The sequence below is a fragment of the Microbacterium sp. RU33B genome (assembly GCF_900155915.1).
Classification (GTDB): Bacteria; Actinomycetota; Actinomycetes; order Actinomycetales; family Microbacteriaceae; genus Microbacterium.
Window position 1 is genome coordinate 1,128,745 of the sequence record NZ_FTPO01000001.1, and the last position, 18,221, is coordinate 1,146,965.

Genomic DNA, 18,221 nt, shown 5'->3' on the forward strand with positions numbered 1-18,221 from the left:
GAGCCGCCCGCGCCCCACGACTGAGGCTCAGGCCGTCGCGATCGCGCCGATGCGACGAGTCCGGTGGGCGATGCGGTGACCGACCCAGAATCCGACGGCGATCAGGCCGGCCAGAGCGACACCGAGCATCCAGGGGATCATCGAGGGTGCCGCCGCGGCGGTCGCGGAGGCGAGCTCGCCCGAACCGTCGGCGATGCGTCCGGTGCCCTCGGCGAGAGACGCGGCGCCCGCGGACAGGTCGCCGCTGCCCTCTGCGAGTGACGCCGAGCCGTCGGCGAGCGCGCCGGTGCCGTCGGAGAGCGCTCCGATCCCCGTGGCCAGCGACGCGGCCCCCGTCGAAAGGGTCGACGTGCCGGTCGCCAGGCTCGCGGCACCGTCTCCCAGACGCGATGCGCCGGCGCTGAGGTTCTGCGCCCCCACGGTGAGACGGGACGCTCCGCTCGAGAGCGACTGGAGACCCGCGGTCAGATTCGCGGCCCCGTCGCGGAGCTCGCTCGTGCCCGCGCTGAGCCGCTGCGCACCGGCGGCGAGCGCGGGCGCGCCCTTCTCCGCGTCGGTCAGGGCGACCAGTCCCGGCCACGGCGTGGGCGTCAGGGCCGCATCGCCGTTGATCAGGTTGCTGACACCGCCCTTGGCTTTCAGGAGGCCCAACGCGAGGTCGGGAGCGGAGACCACGGCCTTCTCGATGCCGTTCACCTGCGCCTCGAGGGTGGCCGCGGTGACGAGCAGGCCGTCGAGTGTGCTCGTGTCACCCGTCGCGATCGCCGTGGCGATGCCCGCCGTGAGCTGGGAGGCGTTGCTCTTCGCCGCGGAGTGCGTGGCGCGGATCGTGTCGGCCCCGGTGACGAGCGGCGTGAGCGTCGCCTCGGCGGGGAGCGCGGCGACGATGCCGGAGGCATACGCCTGCGCGCCGATCACTCCCGCCGAGATGCTCGCCGCACCGGAGGCGACCGTCGCCGCGCCCTCCGCCGCGCTCCGGGCGCCGGCGGCGAGCCGGTTGGACCCGGCGAGGGCGTTGGAGGCTCCTGCCGACAGCGTGGACGCACCCGCGGCGGCCGACGACGCGCCGGCGGCGAGCGACGTCGATCCGTCGGCGAGGGTCGCGGCACCGGTGGCCGCAGAGACGGCGCCGGCGGAGAGCGCGGCGGCGCCGGTGTCGGCCGTCGTCGCCCCCTCGTGCAGCGCGCCCGCGCCGGCGGCGAGGTCGCCCGCGCCGTCGGAGAGCTTCTCGGCTCCCGCCGCGACCGCGGCTGAGCCGTCGTCGGCCCGTGAGGCGCCCGACGACAGCTGGGCGGCACCCTCGGCGATCCGCGACGTCGTCGCGAAGTAGAGGAAGATCATCGCGGCCAGCAGGACGCTGAGCACGATGACGGCGATGCGCATGCCGAGGCCGTGCGCGTGGGTGTGGGTACTCGTCATCGAGGGACTCCATGGTGTTGCGCCTGCACGCAGGCGTGGCGGATGCACCGGCATGCTGTGGCCGGCCGACGATCGATCGGGGGGTGTGATCGAACCCATCGGGGCGTGCCGTCCTTGGCGCATCCCGACCCCAGGGGGTTTCGTCGTGAGAGCGGTGCGACACTAACAGCCGCGCCGCCCCGTTTCCGTGCGCGACGACCAGAGTCTGGGAAAGAAACCAAGTCGCAGGGATGGTGACACTCAGTTTCTTGTGGAATGGCCACAAGTCACCGCGGAGGGCACGGCGCCATCGTGCCGGAGGGGCGGCAGAATGGATGCTGTGACGACGCTGACGCCGGACGCCGACGAGGAGCTGCGAGAGCTCCGCCGCCGTGCGTACGGCCCGCAGTCATCGGGCCTGTCCGCGGCGGAGCTCGCACGGCTGGAGGACCTCGAGGGGCGCGCCCGTGGCGCGGCGGTGCAGACCGATCCGCTGCCGGCTGAGGCGGACGCTGCGGCACCCCCGCATCCGGCTCCGCCGATCGAGCCGACGCCGGGTGCGCCATCCGTCTCCGATGCGGCGGTCGCATCCTCCTCCTCCGATCCCGTGCTCCCGCCGCCGCGACGTCGGCGCTGGCCGCTGTGGGTCGCGGGAGGAGCCGGCCTCGCCGCAGGCATCGCCCTCACGCTCGGCGTCACGTCGCTCGGCGAGCGCGCGCCCGATGCGACGCAGCGCCCGATCGAGAACGTGCCGCTGCCCGACGTCGGCAGCGGCGGTGCGCTGGACCTGGAGTCCCTGCGCACCTACGAACGGTGGAACGACGTCTCCCTGTGGACCGTCGATCGCCTCGACGGCGCCACCTGCCTCGTCATGGCGGGCGGAGGCGACGACGACCCCGCGGCGTGGTACGGCACGATGCAGTGCAGCCGCGACGGTCTCGATCCCCAGATCGACTTCACGGTCTGGCCGGGGATGGCGTCGATGATCGGCGTGGATCTGCCGGCCGACAGCTCGGTGCGCTTCGTCGCTCGGCGCGGCGTCATCGACGTGTGGGTCGATGCCGCCGGCGAGATCAGCGGGAGCTGAGTTCTGCGGCGGCCTCCTCCCCGAGCGCCGCATAGGCGGGGTTGTCGTCGCTGTGGTGCAGCAGCATCAGCGTGACGGCGACGGCCCACGCGCGTGCGCGGATCCAGGTCGCCGCGTCGTAGCGGGAGCCTGTCGCGGCGACGAACCGCGACCGCCCGACCGCGTCGAAGGCGAGCCACGCGACGGCGAGGTCGTACGCCGGATCGCCGGCCGTGACATCTCCGAAGTCGATGATCCCCACCAGCCGCGATCCTTCGGCCACGAGGTTTCCGGGATGCAGGTCGCCGTGGATCCAGACGGCCGGTCCGCTCCACGGCGCCGCCGCGAGGCCCTCCGCCCAGAGAGCGGCCACGCCGTCGAGGCCCCTCAGCCCTCGTGCGCGCAGGCCGTCGAGACGTTCGCGCACGGTGGGATCGCGATCCGCGAGCGCACCCCCGCGGAACGGGTTCACCGGGTGATCGGGCGGCGCGGGCGCATGCAGGGCGACCAGTGCCGCCGCGAGCGGCCGCGCCCATCCGCTGCGCTCGCTCCGGAGCACCTCGAGTCCCGACGCTCCGTCGATCCACGGCACGATCGACCACGGCCACGGATAGCCCGCGTCCGGCTCGCCGCAGAAGAGAGGCGTCGGCACCCGGACGCCGGTCGCCTCCATCCGCTCGGCGATCGAAGGAAGCCATCTCTGCTCATGCCGGATCAGCGGAGCGGCCAGTCCACGCCGGGGGAGGCGGACAGCGAGGTCGTCTCCCAGGCGCCACACGGCGCAGTCCCACCCGTCTGCCGCATGCCGGAGCGGCTGGTCCGCGGCATCCGGAAGCGACGCGGATGCCTGGGTCAGCAGCCTGCGCACCAGCAGAGCGTCGATCGCGAACTCGGCGGAAGGTTTGTCGGGCACGACACGACCCTAGAGGGGGCGGAAAGATCTTCGCCTTTGTTGTTGTGTATGTGTTGGATCCTGTTGTAGTGTGTGGCTATTCCAAAGGAGGATGCCACGTGTACGCAACGGAGCGCCAAGACCTCATCGAGCAGCGCCTGAACGAGGACGGCCGGGTCAGTGTCATCGAGCTCGCGCAGAGCTTCGACGTGACGACGGAGACGATCCGTCGCGATCTCGCCCACCTCGAGGGCATCGGCACTCTGCGGCGTGTGCACGGCGGCGCCGTCCCGCGGGAACGTGCGAGCACCACCGAGCCTTCTCTCACCGATCGCCTCCAGCGCCACGGCGCCGCGAAGTCCGCCATCGCCGTCCGTGCGCTTTCCGCGCTCGACACCTCGGTCGGTTCGGTCTACTTCGACGCCGGCACGACCACCGGGGCGGTCGCGGCGCGACTCGCCTCGAGGTCCACGGGAAGCCCGGTCGAGGTCGTGACCCACGCGCTGACGCTCGCCCAGGTGCTCGCCGGCGTGCCCGGCGTGTCTCTCTCGGTCATCGGCGGTCGCATCCGAGGTCTCACCGCCGCCGCCGTGGGATCCGACACGGTGCGCGCGATCGAGTCGCTCCGGCCGGACGTCGCGTTCCTCGGGGCCAACGGTCTGTCCGCCGGGTTCGGCGTCTCCACCCCCGATCCCGACGAAGCCGCCGTCAAGTCCGCGATCGTGCGGGCAGCGCGTCGCGTGGTGCTCGTGACGGATGCCGAGAAGCTCGGCCGTGAGCTCCTCGTGAGCTTCGCCCCCCTGAATGCGATCGACGTCCTCGTGACCGATGCGGCCCCCGAGCCCGTCCTGGCCGATGCTCTGGCCGAGGCCGGCGTGGAGGTGTGGCTCGCATGATCGTGACCCTCACCGCCAACCCATCGCTCGATCGCGCGATCGCGCTCGACGAGGCGCTGCGCCCCGGAGAGGTGCAGGCCGCCGCATCCGCCCGTGAAGACGCGGGAGGCAAGGGCATCAATGTGGCGCGCGTCGTCGCCGCCGCCGGCGTCGACGCGGTCGCCGTGCTCCCGCTCGCCGAGGACGACCCGTTCGACGCGGCTCTGCGTGCGACCCGCATCGCCACCCACCGGGTGGCGGTGACCGGGCACGCTCGCGCGAACCTCACGATCACCGATCCCGACGGCGTCACGACCAAGCTCAACCTTCCGGGGGCCACGCTCGCTCCGACCGAGGCCGCGGCGGTCGTCGCGGCGGTCGTCGAGGCATCCCGCGGCGCCCGCTGGCTCGTGCTGGCGGGGTCGCTTCCCCCGGGCGTGGGCGACGACTTCTACGTCGATGTCATCACCGCGGTGCGCGCCGCCCACGGGTCCGACGCGCCGCGCATCGCCGTCGACACCTCCGGTGCCGCGCTCACGGCCGTGGTCGAGCGCGCGCACCCCGACCTCATCAAGCCCAACGACGAAGAGCTCGCCGAGCTGGCCGGTGTCGCGCTCGATGAGGCGGCCGAGCTCGCATCGGCGGTGCTGCCGGTGGCCCGCACGCTCGTGCCCTCGCGTGTCGGCGCCGCCCTCGTGACGCTGGGCTCGCACGGGGCCGTCCTCGTCGAGGCCGACGGGGCGTGGGCGGGCACCCCGCCGCCGATCCGCGTGCAGAGCACGGTCGGCGCCGGCGACAGCTCCCTCGCGGGCTACCTGCTCGCCGACGTGGAGGGCGCTGCCGCGGAGGAGCGGCTCCGCCGAGCCATCCGCTACGGCTCGGCGGCGGCATCGCTCCCCGGAACCCAGGCGCCGGCCCCCGGCGACCTTCCGCCCGGCGACGTGCCGGTCTCACTTCTCCTCTGATTCCACCCCTTCCCACCCACCCACCACATCGACCACTGGAGGTCATCGTGTCCAAAACGATCACGGCGGAGCTCGTCAGTCTCGACGTCGGTCTCGGCTCCGACAAGGCGGACGTCATCCGGGCTCTCGCAGCCCGAGTCGCCGCCGAGGGCCGCGCCACCGACGCCGAGGCCCTCGCCCTCGACGCCCTCGCCCGCGAGGCGAAGGACGAGACCGGGCTGCCCGGCGGCATCGCCATCCCGCACGCAAAGAGCGCCGCCGTGACCCGCGCGTCGCTGGCGTTCGCACGGCTGAGCCCCGGCGTCGATTTCGGCGCCCCGGACGGCCCCGCCGACCTGGTCTTCCTCATCGCGGCGCCCGACGGCGCGGCGGAGGAGCACCTCGCCGTGCTGTCGAAGCTCGCGCGCAGCCTCATGCAGCCCGACTTCACAGCGGGTCTGCGCGCGGCGCGGACGTCCGCCGACGTCGTCGCGATCGTCGACGCGGCGATCGGGGAGGGCGAGGCCCCGCTCGATCTCGCCCCGAAGGCCGCCGCCTCGGTCGCTGTCGCCGGCGACGGGCTCACCGTCGAGGGGCGTCCCGCCAAGATCGTGGCGGTCACCGCGTGCGCGACCGGCATCGCGCACACCTTCATGGCCGCCGACGCGCTCACCGCGGCCGGACAGAAGGCCGGCATCGACCTCGTCGTCGAACCGCAGGGCTCCAGTGGCTACAGGGCGCTCCCGCAGAGCGTGATCGACGACGCGGACGCGGTCATCTTCGCGACCGACGTCGACGTGCGCGAACAGCAGAGGTTCGCCGGCAAGCCCGTCATCCGCTCCGGCGTCAAGCGGGGCATCGAGCAGCCCGACCAGATGGTGCGCGAAGCCGTGGCCGCCGCGAACGACCCGAGCGCGACCCGCGTCTCGGGCACGGCCGGAGCTGCGCCGTCGGGTGCGTCTGAGGCGAAGCTCTCGGGCGGCGCGAGGATCCAGCGCATCCTGCTCACCGGCGTCAGCTACATGATCCCGTTCGTCGCCGGTGGCGGTCTGCTGATCGCGCTGGGCTTCCTCCTGGGCGGCTACCAGGTGACGGATGACGCGGGAACGGTCATCATCGAGAACTCGCTGTGGGACCTCCCCGCCGGCGGTCTCGGTCAGTACCTCGGTTCCGTTGCCTTCATGATCGGCGCGGCATCGATGAACTTCCTCGTCCCGGTGCTCGCCGGCTACATCGCGTTCGCCATCGCGGATCGGCCGGGGATCGCGCCCGGATTCGTCGCGGGCGCCGTGGCGCTGCTCATGAGCGCCGGCTTCATCGGCGGCATCATCGGGGGTCTCCTCGCGGGATTCGTCGCCTGGTGGATCGGACGCCTCGACGCGCCTCGATGGCTGCGCGGGCTCATGCCGGTCGTCATCATCCCGCTCGTGGGATCGATCATCGCCTCGGGTCTCATGGTGCTCTTCCTCGGCCGCCCGATCGCATGGCTCATGACCGAGCTGACCAACGGCCTCAACGACCTCGCAGCCAGCAGTGTCGGTGTCGTCGCGGTGGGAATCATCCTCGGTCTCATGATGTGCTTCGACCTCGGCGGACCCGTCAACAAGGTCGCGTACGTCTTCGCGACCACGGGCCTCGCGGCGGCGTCCACCTCGAACACGACGCCCTACCTCATCATGGCGGCGGTCATGTGCGCCGGCATGGTGCCGCCGCTCGCGATGGCGCTGGCCTCGACGGTGCTCGCACGGCCGCTCTTCACGCCGGTCGAGCGGGAGAACGGCAAGGCGGCCTGGCTCCTGGGCGCCGCCTTCATCTCCGAGGGTGCGATCCCGTTCGCGGCAGCCGACCCGCTGCGCGTCATCCCGGCATCGATGGTCGGGGGCGCGGTCACGGGTGCGCTCAGCATGTTGATCGGCGTGCAGTCGTTCGCGCCCCACGGCGGCATCTTCGTGTTCTTCGCCATCAACCCCGTGTGGGGCTTCGTCCTGGCGCTGGTCGCCGGTACGGTCGTATCAGCGCTGATCGTCGTCGCGTTGAAGCGGTTCGTGGCTCCGAAGGAGCTCCAGGCCGCCGAGGCCGGCCTGGTCGCGACCGCCGCATAATCAGGAGGAAGAGATGGCAGAACGTCAGGCCACCATCGCGAGCAGCTCCGGGCTGCACGCACGTCCCGCGAAGCTTTTCGTGCAGGCCGTCCAGGAGAAGAAGATCCCCGTCACCATCGCGGTGGAGGGTGGTCCCGATCTCAACGCGGGCAGCATCCTCTCCCTCATGGGTCTGGGCGCCGGGCACGGCACGGTCGTGACCCTCAAGGCGGAGGGCGACGGAGCCGAGCAGGCGCTCGACGAGCTCGCCGCACTCCTGGAGACGGATCTCGACGCGCAGTAGTCGCAGACGAACGGATGCCGCGCACCCTCCGGGGTGCGCGGCATCCGTCGTTCCCGGGGTCAGGCGTCGATGCTCTCCCCGGCGTCGAGGGCCACGAACTCGCCACCGTGCTGCTCGACCGCCCACTGCAGACGGGCGCGGTGCATGTCACGTCCGGAGACGGACAGGGTCATGTCGTGGGTGCCGAAGGCCTGGCGGGGCGCCACGGCGAGCACGAAGTCCATCGCCTCGCCGATCTTCAGCCACGGCGCGCCGAGGGGAGCGGCCAGGAGCTGCACCTTCGCGCCCTTCGGCACGGCGTAGGAGTCGCCGGGGTAGTAGAACGCGTCGTCGACGAGCACACCCACGTTGTCGACCACGGGGATCGACTCGTGGATCACGCTGTGCGTGCCGCCGAAGAACTCGAGGTGGAACGGGTCGAGGGACACCGTGTCGCCCGGGCGCACGACGATGATGTCGTAGGCCGCCGCGGCGCGCGCGACTCCTTCGGGGCCGTAGATCGGGATGCCGGGGAACGACGCCAGCAGCCGGTCGAGGTGCGCGGGCGTCCAGTGGTCGGGATGCTCGTGCGTCAGCACGACGCCGACAACGTTCTGCACGGTCTCGAGGGGGAGCGTGAAGCTGCCCGGATCGATGATGAGGGTCTTGCCGGACTTCTCGAGGCTCAGCGCCGCGTGCTCGAATTTGGTGACTCGCATGGTGTCGAGTCAACCTTCTGACGCGGACTCCGGCAAGCGCGCAGCCGAACCCCGCCTCGATTTGGTCCGGTCGCTCGAGGCATGGCATAATCGAACGGTTGTCGCAAACGGCCCCATCGTATAGCGGCCTAGTACGCCGCCCTCTCACGGCGGTAACGCGGGTTCGAATCCCGCTGGGGTCACCAACAGAGAAATGCCCGTCCGATCGGACGGGCATTTCTCATTGGTGCGGGTCAGGGCGCGATCGATCGAAGTCGGTGACCACGGTCCACGCCGTCGCGTTCTGCAGCACCTCCATGAGCTGCAGGGCGTGACGGCGCGCGGTCTCGACGCCATCCACGGCGTGGACGTCGAGGGCGAGCGGCGGCGGCTCTCCGAACTTCGGGATGTCGATCTCGACCCAGACTCCCTCCGACAGCGGCACGCGGGCAGCGGTCGTGCCCGCGCCCACGACCGGCGACCCCACGGCGCGGGAGATGACGGCCAGCGCGGTGAGCTTGTCGACGGCGTCGGAGGAGACCAGCGTCGCGACAGCGGGTTCAGGGCTGGTCATCGTCATCCTCCAGGGGTGGGGCGGTCAACAGCGGCTCGACGTCGAGCGTGAGGTCGAGCGTCTGACGCAGCAGACCGCCCATCGTCGTCGATCGCAGGAGCCGGAAGCGGTCGAACTCGCCGAGGGGCGCGATGCCGGCGAGCTGCCAGGCGGAGGCGACGGGGTCGTCGGAGAGCTCCGTCGAGGGATCCCACAGCACGCTGCCGTACTCGGCCGCACGTGCGAGCACCCGCCGCACCGCTCTCTCCGCCTCGGCACGAAGTGGTGTGAGAGCGTCGTCCCATTCGAGCCGCGGGAGGGCGTGGACCTCCGCTTGCGGATAGGGGTCGTCCTCGAGCCAGCGATCGACGGAGATCCGCTCGTCTCCGACCGCGACGAGGTGCATGTCCTCGGCGCCGACCTCCACCTGCACGATGCGCGCCATCGTTCCGATCATGCTGCGGCCGTCACCGCCGCCTGCTTCGTGCCCGCGCTCGATCAGCACGACACCGAACTCGGGCTCCTCCTCGTCGAGCATCCGTCCGAGCATGACGAGGTACCGGGGCTCGAAGATGCGCAGGGCGATGGGCGTGTGGGGGAGCAGCACGCTGTTCAGGGGGAACATGGCCGTGGCGGACATGCGCCCAGTCAACCAGTCGCAGAAGGTCGCGGGGTCGGTTGGGCGGATCCGGTCACCGGCGGGCTGCTGCCAGCACGGCGCGGGCCGCACGTTCGCCCGAGACGAGCGCGCCCTGGATGGACGCCGTGTCGCGGTGATCGCCCGCGACGTAGAGCCGGTCGCCGATCCGCGAGGGCGAGACCACCCGCAGCGGAGGAGCCTGGGCGGGCAGGGCGTGCGGGATGTCGTCGCGTCGCAGCAGCTCCCAGTCGGCCGTGCCGGTCTGCCATATCTCGCCGAGCTGTCGGCGCACCTCGTTCTCGCTCGCCCCCGAGGCGCCGGGGTGCAGGAGGCAGGTCGCCTCGATGAGGTGCCGTCCGAGCGGGGCGTAGGCGGGGGCCGTGTTCGACATCACCACGGTGTTCACGATCGGACCCCGTCGTCGTCCGTCGACGGAGAGCAGAGCGGATGCCGTGGGCGGGGCGTCCGCCGCGAACCACCACGTCTGCAGTCCCCGCGTGGCGGGTCGGGGCAGCTCGATCAGGTCGCCGACGTCGGCGGGGCCGACCGCGACAACGACCGACCGCGCACGCAGCGGGTCGTCGCCGACGACGTCGAGCTCGACGGCATCCGCCCGCGTCGTCACTCCGGCGACCCGGGTGCGCACGCGGATCTCGGCGCCCGTCGCGCGCGCCGTGCGGGCCAGCTGGGCGGGGAGGGCCGCGATGCCGTGCTCGGGGACGCCCGGTCGTCCGATGGCGAACATGCGCACGAGCAGCTGCGCGAAGACGTCGGACGTCGCGCCCTCGCCCTCGGCCAGGACGCCCGCGAGGAACGGTTCGAGCACTTCGCTGCGCAGCGGCCCGTGCAGTCCGGCACGATCCCATCCTTCGCGCAGGCTCCGGTCTGATCCGGCGATCGCACGCCGTGGACGCACCAGCGCCGGCGTGATCCAGCGGGCGAGCGCGACGAGCTGCCGCGGCGAGACGATGCCGCCGGAGAGCGTCGCCGGGATCCCGGTGGGGTGACGGAGCGGATGCCGCAGCACGGCCGTCCCGGACTCACGACGCACCCGCACGCCGACGGGGAACGAGCGCATTCCGAGGTCGTCCACGTCGACCCACCGACGCACGGCAGGGTAGGCGGGGTTCAGCACCTGGAAGCCGCGATCGAGCAGGAATCCGTCGACGGTGTCTGTGCGCTGCCGACCCCCCACGTCGTCGGAGGACTCCACGACCAGGACGTCGAGACCTGCGCCCGCGAGCCGGGCGGCGGCACGGAGGCCGGCGAGACCCGCGCCGATGACGACGACGTCGTGCGCCGCCCCCGTCACGCGTGCCCCGTGCCGATGATCACTCCTGCGTGTCCGTCGAGGGCGACGAGCGCCGACGCCGAACGACGCGGCGGATGCCCCAGACCACCAGGACGACGATCCCGGCGATCACCAGCCAGGGGAGGAGGAAGCCGAGCGCGATCACGATGCCGTTGAGGGTCGCCACGAGGCCGTTCCAGCCGGCGGCCAGTCCATCGCCGAACCCGGCGGGGTCTGCCGTCACCGTCTCGACGGGTTCGACGAGGGTCACGGTGAGCGTCGACAGCGAGATCTGGCTCTCGAGCGCGGTGAGCTGCTGCTGGTACGACTCGAGCGTGCCCTGGCGGTCGGCGAGGGCCTGCTCGGCGGCGATCAGATCGGCCACCGTCGCGGACTGCGACATCAGCTCGGTCAGGCGCGCCACCGAGGCCTCGGCCGCGTCGATGCGTGCGCGGAGGTCGACGGTCTGCTCGGTGACGTCGAGGCGGTTGATGCTGGAGGCCGTCACATCGCCCCGTGCGGAGAGGCCCTCGATCATGTCCGTGAGCTGATCGGACGGCACCCGCACGCTCACCCAGCTTCCGCCGCCGTAGTACGGCAGCGACGGATCGACCATGACGAGCCCGTCGCCGGACTCCCGATCCTGCGAGACGACGTCGCTGCCGTCGAGCGTCATCGACTCGACGTAGCCTCCGCGGGCGACGGCGTCCGCGCCGATGGCCTGAGCCGCGGCCGCGGCATCCGTCACCTCGACCGTCGCGTTCGCGGTGGCGATCACGTCGCGCCCGGACAGGGGGGCGACGGTGTCCACGGCGCCGCCCGCCGATCGATCGCCCTCCGCGGTGAAGGCACCGCCGTCCGTGGCCGCCTCGAGCTCGGGGGCCGGCGCGACGGCGGAGTCGGAGAGCGACACGCTGCCGCCCGCGCCTCCGACGATGAGTCCCTGCACGCTGGGCGCGATCACAGCGGCCACCACGATGACGGCGGCGGCGGCGCCCGCGGTGATCCAGCCCGTGCGCCGGCGGCGGGATGCTCCGGACGACCGCGGGGCCCTCTCGCTGCGGATGTCGGCGAACAGGTCGCTCTCCATGCGGGCGATCGTGTCGTCCGAGAGATCGGGCAGCGCGTGGGGGCGGGGGTCGGACGTGGTGTTCATGAGGTCTCCTCGACGACGGTCCGCAGACGCGTGCGGATGCGGGAGAGACGATTGCGCACGACGCCGTGTCCGACGCCGAGCTGCTCGGCTGCGGACTGATATGCGTGGCCCTCGGTGGCGCAGAGTCGGAAGATGTCCTGATCGAGGGCGCTGAGGCCCTCGACCTCGCGCAGGATGCGTTCGGCGAGGTCGGCGCCGATCACCTGCTCCTCGACGTCCACCGTCGATGCGAGCGTCTCGTCGGCCGCGGCCCCGAGGTTCTCACGATCGCGCTTCTGGATCCGGATGCGGTTCGCCGACTGGAATCGGCACACCGTCGCCAGCCAGGGCAGCAGTGAATCGCCCTGGAGCTCGAGCCCCGGGATCTTCCGCCATGCGACGAGGAAGGTCTCCTGCGTCACGTCCTCCGCGTCGGAGGCATCGCCCAGCAGTCCGTGCGCCAGCCAATAGACCGGACGCACGTACGCGCGGTACAGCTCGCGGAAGGCCTGTTCGCTCCCGCCCGCCGCGCGCGCGACGAGCGCCGCGTCGTCCCGCTGGTCGTCGTATGGCATGCCTCGTCCGTTCACCGCAGCGACACGGCAGGGCCGGCGCTGCGGATCTTCATCATCTCTCACGAGGAGAGTGTCGAGCAGACCCGGATCGTCTCGCGGACCGCCACGGCCCGCCGCGCGACTATGCTGTCACGAGCGAGAGGGAGTATCCCGACAGCGCATATCCGTCATCACGGGCCCCGACAGCGCGGCCCCGGGTATGCGCCGCGAGCCGGAAGGCCGCGGGGAGAGACTTTCGGATCCCAACGACCCCTCTGCCCTTCGAAAGGCCCGCCATGGACCTCGACCTCCCCGTCTGGTTCGAGATCGGCTCGCTCGTCGTGCTGACCCTCATCCTCGTCGCCGACCTGCTGCTGATCCTCAAGCGGCCGCACATCCCCTCGACCCGCGAGTCGACCCTGTGGGTCGTGTTCTACGTCACGCTCGCGCTCATCTTCGCCGGGCTCATGTGGGTCTTCGCCGGGGGCGAGTTCGCCGGGCAGTTCGTGGCCGGCTGGCTGACGGAGTACAGCCTGTCGATCGACAACCTGTTCGTCTTCGTCCTGATCATGTCGCAGTTCGCCGTCCCGCGGCGCTACCAGCAGGAAGTCCTGATGGTGGGCATCATCATCGCCCTCATCCTCCGCGGGCTCTTCATCCTCGCGGGCGCGGCGATCATCGAGCAGTTCAGCTGGGTGTTCTACATCTTCGGCGCGTTCCTCGTGTGGACGGCGTGGCGCCAGGCGTTCCCCGGTGGCGACCACGACTCCGACGTCAAGCAGGAGAGCTTCATCGTGCGGCTCCTCCGCCGCACGATCGACATCTCCGACCACTACGACGGGGCGAAGATCCGCACGGTGGTCAACGGGAAGAAGATGTTCACGCCGATGATCATCGTCTTCGCGGCGATCGGCGTCACCGACCTGCTCTTCGCGATCGACTCGATCCCCGCGATCTTCGGCATCACCCAGAGCCCGTTCATCGTCTTCACGGCGAACCTGTTCGCGCTCATGGGCCTGCGCCAGCTGTACTTCCTGCTGGGCGACCTCCTCGACCGCCTGCGCTACCTCCACTACGGCATCGCCTTCATCCTCGCCTTCATCGGCGTGAAGCTCGTCTTCCACGCCATGCACGTCAACGAGCTGCCGTTCATCAACGGCGGTGAGCACATCGAGTGGGCGCCCGAGATCTCCACGTGGATGTCGCTCGGCGTCATCATCGTCGCCATGACCGTCGCAACGATCGCGAGCCTCGTGGCATCGCGCAAGGAGGCGAAGGCGGCGGATGTCGCGGCGGGCGCCGCCGACGACGGACTCGGTGCCGAACCGGCTGCCGAGGCGGCCGCGGAGTCCGTGGCTCAGGAGAAGGGCACTCCGGCCTCCGTCGAGCAGCCCCCGGCGCACGACGCGCGCTGAGTCTCAGAACGCCTGGAGGTTGGCGCGCAGGCCGCCCGAGACGTACTCGGACCGGAGGATCCCGCGGCGGCGCAGGATCGGCACGAGTTCGTCGAGCATGCGGTGCACGGTGACGGGGTGCAGATCGCCCCACAGCAGGACTCCGTCGTTGCCCCACTCTCCGAGCTCCTCGATCAGATCCGCGAACTCGTCCGCGGTGCCCACGAATCCGGTGCGGTCCGAGATGCGACCCAGACGTGCGTGTGCAGCCAGCAGGGTCCTCAGCGGGGTGGTTCGGACGTCGTGGGCGCCCACGAGTCTCTTGATGCTGCCCTGCGACACGTGGCCGCCGAAGACGGCGAGATCGAGGGGCCGGTCCGGGTCGAGTGCCGTGAGGTCGGTCTCCAGATCGCTCGAGTGCTTCTCCGCGATGCGGCGGACCGCGCCGTCGTCGGGGTGACGGGATGCGGCGACGAGACGGTCCGCCTCCTCGGGTGACGAGACGATCACCGGCTGGATCGCGAACATGATCTTGACGTCCTCGGGTGCACGTCCGGCGTCGACGGTCGCGGCGTGGATCTTGGCGCGATACGACCTCACGCTCGCCTCGTCGAGGGGGGCGAGCGCGAGCTGCACATCGGAGTTCGCCCCCGCGAATCCGAGCCCTCGTCCCGAGCCTCCGGGAGAGACGATGGCGGGCTCGCCGTCGGTGAAGGGAAGTGCGTTGAGAGGCCCGTCGAATCCGAAGTACTCGCCCCGATGCTGTACGGGAGCGAGGCGGGTCCCGTCGGCGTACACGCCGCTCACGGGATCGGCGATGAGGGCGTCGTCCGGCCAGCTGTTCCAGAGTGCGCGGATGCTCGTCAGCCACTCCTCTGCGCGATCGTAAGCACCGTCGTGCGACGGAGGCGGCGCAGTCGCGAAGTGGCGCGCGCTGCCGGTGTCGGTGACGACGTTGAGGCCGAGACGGTGGCCGCTCAGGTGCTGCAGGGTCGCGAACTGTCGGGCCGCGGTGTACGGCAGATAGGCGGCCGGGTTGACGGTCGGGACGACTCCGAGGCGCGTCGTCGCGGCGAAGAGGTACGGCGCCAGCAGGAGCGGATCGTGCTTCGGGCCCCCGAACGCGTGCCGTACGCGGAGGTCGATCGTGTCCGCGGAGCCGAGGGAGGGCGCATCCTCGATGATCAGGAGGTCGAAGCCTGCCTGCTCGAGGGTGCGGGCCGAATCCTGATAGAGCGCCGGCTCCGTCCACCGGAGGTTCCAGTCGAGATACGGGTGCCCCCACCCGTGGGGGCCGAACCCGCGCGCGAGGAACCAGCCGAAGTGCTGCGGCCTGCTCATGCGGGCACGGATGCGGGGCGGCGGCGGACGACGGGAATCGCCGAGAGCGAGAGCGCGGGGACCGGCTCGGGATGGGACGCCGCGAGACCTCGTCCGAGATCGACGATGAGGTCCGCGGGGTCCTCGATGCCGATGGACAGGCGGAGCGTGCCGGCGTGCACGCCGTGCGACTCCCGCTCCCGCGTCGTGCGCTGCACGTGGCTCGTCGTCGCAGGGTGGAGGATGAGGGATCTGACGTCCCCGACGTGGGTCATGTGCGTCACGACCTCGAGCGCCTCGATGAAGAGCCGTGCCTCGTCCACGCCGCCTCGGAGTGTGAAGGTGAAGACGGATCCCGCGCCGTCGGGGAGGTAGCGCTCGGCGTGACGGTGGTGCGGATGCGACGGCAGCCCGATGTAGTCCACCGACTCCACCTCGGGCCGCGTCGCGAGCCAGTGCGCGACGCGGGCGGCGTTCTCCGATTGGCGCTGGATGCGCAGGCTGAGCGTCTCCAGGCCCTGGCCGATCAGGAAGGCGTTCAGCGGCGAGGGAGTGGGGCCCAGGCGCGGCGCGACGACTTCGCGCAGGTAGGCGATGCGCGCGAGACCGCCGTGACGGTCGGCGACGCTCGGGGAGTCCGAGCGGCTCTTCGCGACGAGATGGGGGAACAACACGCCCGAGCGCCCGGCGTCGAAGCGACCGTCGTCGACGATGACGCCGCCCAGGACCGACCCCTGGCCCGACAGGAACTTGCTGGCGGAGTGGACCACGATGGCCGCGCCGTGCTCGATGGGGCGCAGCAGATAGGGCGTGGCGAGGGTGTTGTCGACGATCAGCGGGATGCCGTGCGCGTCGCCGACCGCGGAGACCGCGGCGATGTCGAGGAGATCGTTGCGCGCGTTCGCGATCGACTCGGCGAACAGGGCGCGGGTGGACGGACGGATCTGCGCCTCCCAGGCCGCGGGATCGTCGATGTCATCCACGAAGTCGACGTCGATGCCCAGCCGGGCCAGATTCTCCTGCAGGAGGCCTCGCGTGCCTTCGTAGATGTGCGATGACGCGACGATGTGCTCTCCGGAGGCGACCAGGCCGAGCAGGGCGACAGAGATCGCTGCCTGCCCACTCGCCACGAGAAGCGCCTGTGCGCCGCTCTCGAGCGATGCGACCTTGCGTTCGACGGCATCGACGGTCGGATTCCCGATGCGGGTGTATCCGAACCCGTCGCCCTGCCCGAAGTGCGCGGCGGCGTCGTCGAATCCCTCGAACGGGAAGCCCGCCGTCAGGTAGATCGGGGTCGTGCGCGACGCAGGACTGCGGTGCGTCGACCCTGCGTGCACTTGTCGGGTCGAGAATGCCTGGCGGTGGGGCGCTGTCGCCATCGTCGGCCGCTCCTCTCGTTTCGGGATGCCCCAGGGTGGCACGGAGCGAGCCGTCATGCGTTCCAATGCGTAGCAGTGTTACGCGCCCCTCGCGCGGGCGCAGACTCGGCACGGGCCGGGCCGGTGGTAGTCTGGCCCCGTGCGGATCGCCCGACTTCTCCTTAGCGGCCGCGACGAGTCCTAGTCCCAGGCCTTCCTCGTCGCGGAGTTCTTCGCGGGCTTGATCCCCTCTTCTTCCAGGAGAACGACACATCATGAGCACATCCGCGCCCGACGCATCCGCCATCCCCGATCAGCCGCGCACCCTCGCCGAGAAGGTGTGGGCCGACCACCTCGTGGTCAAGGGCGAAGACGGTCAGCCCGACCTCATCTACATCGATCTGCACCTCGTGCACGAGGTGACCAGCCCGCAGGCCTTCGACGGTCTCCGCGCCGAAGGCCGACCCGTTCGACGGCTCGACCTCACGATCGCCACCGAGGACCACAACACGCCGACCCTCGAGATCGACAAGCCCATCGCCGACCTCACGAGTCGCACGCAGATCGAGACGCTGCGGCGCAACGCCGCGGAGTTCGGCGTGCGCCTGCACTCGCTCGGCGACAAGGAGCAGGGCATCGTGCACGTCGTCGGCCCGCAGCTCGGACTCACGATGCCGGGCATCACGGTGGTGTGCGGCGATTCGCACACCTCGACCCACGGCGCGTTCGGCGCCATGGCGTTCGGCATCGGCACGAGCGAGGTCGAGCACGTGCTGGCCACGCAGACGCTCCCGCTCAAGCCGTTCAAGACCATGGCGATCACGGTCGAGGGCGAGCTGAAGCCCGGCGTCACGGCGAAGGACATCATCCTGGCGATCATCGCCAAGATCGGCGCGAACGGCGGCCAGGGCTACGTGCTCGAGTTCCGCGGCAGCGCGATCCGCGCGCTCTCGATGGAGGGTCGCATGACGATGTGCAACATGTCGATCGAAGCCGGCGCGCGGGCGGGGATGATCGCGCCCGACGAGACGACGTTCGCCTACGTCAAGGACAAGCCGCACGCTCCGCAGGGAGCGGACTGGGACGAGGCCGTCGCGTACTGGCGCACACTGCCCTCCGACGAGGGTGCCGTCTACGACGCCGAGGTCTTCCTCGACGCCGATGAGCTGGAGCCCTTCGTCACGTGGGGCACGAACCCCGGTCAGGGCGTCTCGCTGAGCGACGTGGTGCCCGACCCTGCATCGTTCTCCGACCCCAACGAGCGCGCCGCCGCCGAGCGGGCGCTGGAGTACATGGACCTGGAGGCGGGCACGCCGCTGAAGGACGTCCCTGTCGATGCCGTCTTCATGGGCTCGTGCACCAACAGCCGCATCGAGGATCTGCGCGCCTTCGCCTCGGTGATCGAGGGACGCACGAAGGCGGAGAACGTCCGCGTGATGGTCGTGCCCGGCTCCGCGCGCGTCCGGCTCGAGGCCGAGGCCGAGGGCCTGGACAAGGTCTTCATCGACTTCGGCGCGGAGTGGAGGTTCGCCGGGTGCTCGATGTGCCTCGGGATGAACCCCGATCAGCTCGCGCCCGGAGAGCGGTGCGCGTCGACGTCGAACCGCAACTTCGAAGGACGCCAGGGCAAGGGCGGGCGCACGCACCTCGTGTCGCCGCTCGTCGCGGCGGCGACCGCCGTGCGCGGCACGCTGTCGAGCCCGAGTGATCTGCCCGCCATCGAGAAGGTCGAGGCCTGA

17 protein-coding genes and 1 tRNA gene are annotated in these 18,221 nt (G+C 71.0%); 8 read left to right on the top strand and 10 right to left on the bottom strand.

Annotation, left to right across the window (positions count from 1 at the left end; genetic code table 11):
* Window positions 1-27: 27 nt before the first annotated feature.
* Window positions 28-1,419 (bottom strand): YhgE/Pip domain-containing protein, encoded by a 1,392-nt coding sequence (locus B0B14_RS05535; protein ID WP_076680463.1) that lies wholly within the window; start codon window positions 1,417-1,419, stop codon window positions 28-30.
* 319 nt (window positions 1,420-1,738) lie between these two features.
* On the opposite strand from B0B14_RS05535, the gene B0B14_RS05540 reads away from it, so the two are divergent.
* Entirely contained in the window at window positions 1,739-2,485 is a 747-nt protein-coding gene (locus B0B14_RS05540) for a hypothetical protein (protein ID WP_076680464.1), read from the top strand.
* Here B0B14_RS05540 and B0B14_RS05545 read toward each other — a convergent pair.
* Window positions 2,472-3,377: an aminoglycoside phosphotransferase family protein gene (locus tag B0B14_RS05545; RefSeq protein ID WP_076680465.1), complete on the bottom strand. Its 906-nt coding sequence runs from the start codon at window positions 3,375-3,377 to the stop codon at window positions 2,472-2,474. The two genes, B0B14_RS05540 and B0B14_RS05545, sit on opposite strands and share 14 nt — an antisense overlap.
* 98 nt (window positions 3,378-3,475) lie before the next feature.
* Between B0B14_RS05545 and B0B14_RS05550 the strand changes: the two genes are divergently transcribed.
* Genes B0B14_RS05550 through B0B14_RS05565 form a run of 4 tightly spaced genes read left to right on the top strand, consistent with a single transcriptional unit; the run spans window position 3,476 to window position 7,560 of the window.
* Window positions 3,476-4,252, top strand: a complete 777-nt coding sequence (locus tag B0B14_RS05550; RefSeq protein ID WP_076680466.1) for a DeoR/GlpR family DNA-binding transcription regulator — start codon at window positions 3,476-3,478, stop codon at window positions 4,250-4,252.
* The gene (gene pfkB, locus B0B14_RS05555) at window positions 4,249-5,196 is read left to right on the top strand and encodes a 1-phosphofructokinase (protein ID WP_076680467.1); all 948 of its coding nucleotides are present in this window, start codon (window positions 4,249-4,251) and stop codon (window positions 5,194-5,196) included. Before B0B14_RS05550 ends, pfkB begins: the two co-directional genes overlap by 4 nt.
* A 47-nt stretch (window positions 5,197-5,243) precedes the next feature.
* Window positions 5,244-7,277 (top strand): PTS fructose transporter subunit IIABC, encoded by a 2,034-nt coding sequence (locus B0B14_RS05560; RefSeq protein ID WP_076680468.1) that lies wholly within the window; start codon window positions 5,244-5,246, stop codon window positions 7,275-7,277.
* 13 nt (window positions 7,278-7,290) lie between these two features.
* A complete protein-coding gene (locus B0B14_RS05565) occupies window positions 7,291-7,560 on the top strand; it encodes an HPr family phosphocarrier protein (RefSeq protein WP_076680469.1) in 270 nt (89 codons plus the stop codon).
* Window positions 7,561-7,619: 59 nt separating this feature from the next.
* Here the strand turns inward: B0B14_RS05565 and B0B14_RS05570 are convergent, their stop codons facing one another.
* Window positions 7,620-8,258, bottom strand: a complete 639-nt coding sequence (locus B0B14_RS05570; RefSeq protein WP_076680470.1) for an MBL fold metallo-hydrolase — start codon at window positions 8,256-8,258, stop codon at window positions 7,620-7,622.
* Between the two features lie 109 nt (window positions 8,259-8,367).
* Between B0B14_RS05570 and B0B14_RS05575 the strand changes: the two genes are divergently transcribed.
* Window positions 8,368-8,443 (top strand) — tRNA-Glu (locus B0B14_RS05575).
* Between the two features lie 35 nt (window positions 8,444-8,478).
* Here B0B14_RS05575 and B0B14_RS05580 read toward each other — a convergent pair.
* From B0B14_RS05580 to B0B14_RS05600, 5 genes are read right to left on the bottom strand one after another with little or no spacing between them, the layout of a single operon-like run.
* Complete coding sequence (locus tag B0B14_RS05580) at window positions 8,479-8,811, bottom strand: hypothetical protein (protein WP_076680471.1); 333 nt, start codon at window positions 8,809-8,811, stop codon at window positions 8,479-8,481.
* The gene (locus B0B14_RS05585; RefSeq protein ID WP_076680472.1) at window positions 8,798-9,430 is read right to left on the bottom strand and encodes an LON peptidase substrate-binding domain-containing protein; all 633 of its coding nucleotides are present in this window, start codon (window positions 9,428-9,430) and stop codon (window positions 8,798-8,800) included. Before B0B14_RS05585 ends, B0B14_RS05580 begins: the two co-directional genes overlap by 14 nt.
* A gap of 52 nt (window positions 9,431-9,482) precedes the next feature.
* Window positions 9,483-10,742, bottom strand: a complete 1,260-nt coding sequence (locus B0B14_RS05590) for an FAD-dependent oxidoreductase (protein ID WP_076680473.1) — start codon at window positions 10,740-10,742, stop codon at window positions 9,483-9,485.
* Between the two features lie 19 nt (window positions 10,743-10,761).
* Window positions 10,762-11,877 carry a DUF4349 domain-containing protein gene (locus tag B0B14_RS05595; RefSeq protein ID WP_076680474.1) on the bottom strand — a complete coding sequence of 372 codons (1,116 nt, stop codon included), beginning with the start codon at window positions 11,875-11,877 and terminating at the stop codon, window positions 10,762-10,764.
* Entirely contained in the window at window positions 11,874-12,431 is a 558-nt protein-coding gene (locus B0B14_RS05600) for an RNA polymerase sigma factor (RefSeq protein WP_076680475.1), read from the bottom strand. Before B0B14_RS05600 ends, B0B14_RS05595 begins: the two co-directional genes overlap by 4 nt.
* A gap of 275 nt (window positions 12,432-12,706) precedes the next feature.
* Here B0B14_RS05600 and B0B14_RS05605 point away from each other — a divergent pair, with 275 nt between their 5' ends.
* The gene (locus B0B14_RS05605) at window positions 12,707-13,825 is read left to right on the top strand and encodes a TerC family protein (protein ID WP_076680476.1); all 1,119 of its coding nucleotides are present in this window, start codon (window positions 12,707-12,709) and stop codon (window positions 13,823-13,825) included.
* Window positions 13,826-13,828: 3 nt separating this feature from the next.
* Here the strand turns inward: B0B14_RS05605 and B0B14_RS05610 are convergent, their stop codons facing one another.
* Together B0B14_RS05610 and B0B14_RS05615 are read right to left on the bottom strand one after the other, a co-directional pair.
* A complete protein-coding gene (locus B0B14_RS05610; RefSeq protein ID WP_076680477.1) occupies window positions 13,829-15,145 on the bottom strand; it encodes an LLM class flavin-dependent oxidoreductase in 1,317 nt (438 codons plus the stop codon).
* A complete protein-coding gene (locus tag B0B14_RS05615; RefSeq protein ID WP_076680478.1) occupies window positions 15,142-16,503 on the bottom strand; it encodes an O-acetylhomoserine aminocarboxypropyltransferase/cysteine synthase family protein in 1,362 nt (453 codons plus the stop codon). The genes B0B14_RS05610 and B0B14_RS05615 overlap by 4 nt, the downstream gene beginning before the upstream one ends.
* Window positions 16,504-16,757: 254 nt before the next feature.
* Between B0B14_RS05615 and leuC the strand changes: the two genes are divergently transcribed.
* Window positions 16,758-18,221 (top strand): 3-isopropylmalate dehydratase large subunit, encoded by a 1,464-nt coding sequence (leuC, locus tag B0B14_RS05620; RefSeq protein ID WP_076680479.1) that lies wholly within the window; start codon window positions 16,758-16,760, stop codon window positions 18,219-18,221.

Bases quoted from the DNA above. Each gene is read 5' to 3' on its own strand.
- B0B14_RS05535 (WP_076680463.1), bottom strand. From the start codon at position 1,419: ATGACGAGTACCCACACCCACGCGCACGGCCTCGGCATGCGCATCGCC.
- pfkB (WP_076680467.1), top strand. From the start codon at position 4,249: ATGATCGTGACCCTCACCGCCAACCCATCGCTCGATCGCGCGATCGCG.
- B0B14_RS05565 (WP_076680469.1), top strand. From the start codon at position 7,291: ATGGCAGAACGTCAGGCCACCATCGCGAGCAGCTCCGGGCTGCACGCA.
- B0B14_RS05570 (WP_076680470.1), bottom strand. From the start codon at position 8,258: ATGCGAGTCACCAAATTCGAGCACGCGGCGCTGAGCCTCGAGAAGTCC.
- B0B14_RS05580 (WP_076680471.1), bottom strand. From the start codon at position 8,811: ATGACCAGCCCTGAACCCGCTGTCGCGACGCTGGTCTCCTCCGACGCC.
- B0B14_RS05585 (WP_076680472.1), bottom strand. From the start codon at position 9,430: ATGTCCGCCACGGCCATGTTCCCCCTGAACAGCGTGCTGCTCCCCCAC.
- B0B14_RS05595 (WP_076680474.1), bottom strand. From the start codon at position 11,877: ATGAACACCACGTCCGACCCCCGCCCCCACGCGCTGCCCGATCTCTCG.
- B0B14_RS05600 (WP_076680475.1), bottom strand. From the start codon at position 12,431: ATGCCATACGACGACCAGCGGGACGACGCGGCGCTCGTCGCGCGCGCG.
- B0B14_RS05605 (WP_076680476.1), top strand. From the start codon at position 12,707: ATGGACCTCGACCTCCCCGTCTGGTTCGAGATCGGCTCGCTCGTCGTG.
- B0B14_RS05610 (WP_076680477.1), bottom strand. From the start codon at position 15,145: ATGAGCAGGCCGCAGCACTTCGGCTGGTTCCTCGCGCGCGGGTTCGGC.
- B0B14_RS05615 (WP_076680478.1), bottom strand. From the start codon at position 16,503: ATGGCGACAGCGCCCCACCGCCAGGCATTCTCGACCCGACAAGTGCAC.
- leuC (WP_076680479.1), top strand. From the start codon at position 16,758: ATGAGCACATCCGCGCCCGACGCATCCGCCATCCCCGATCAGCCGCGC.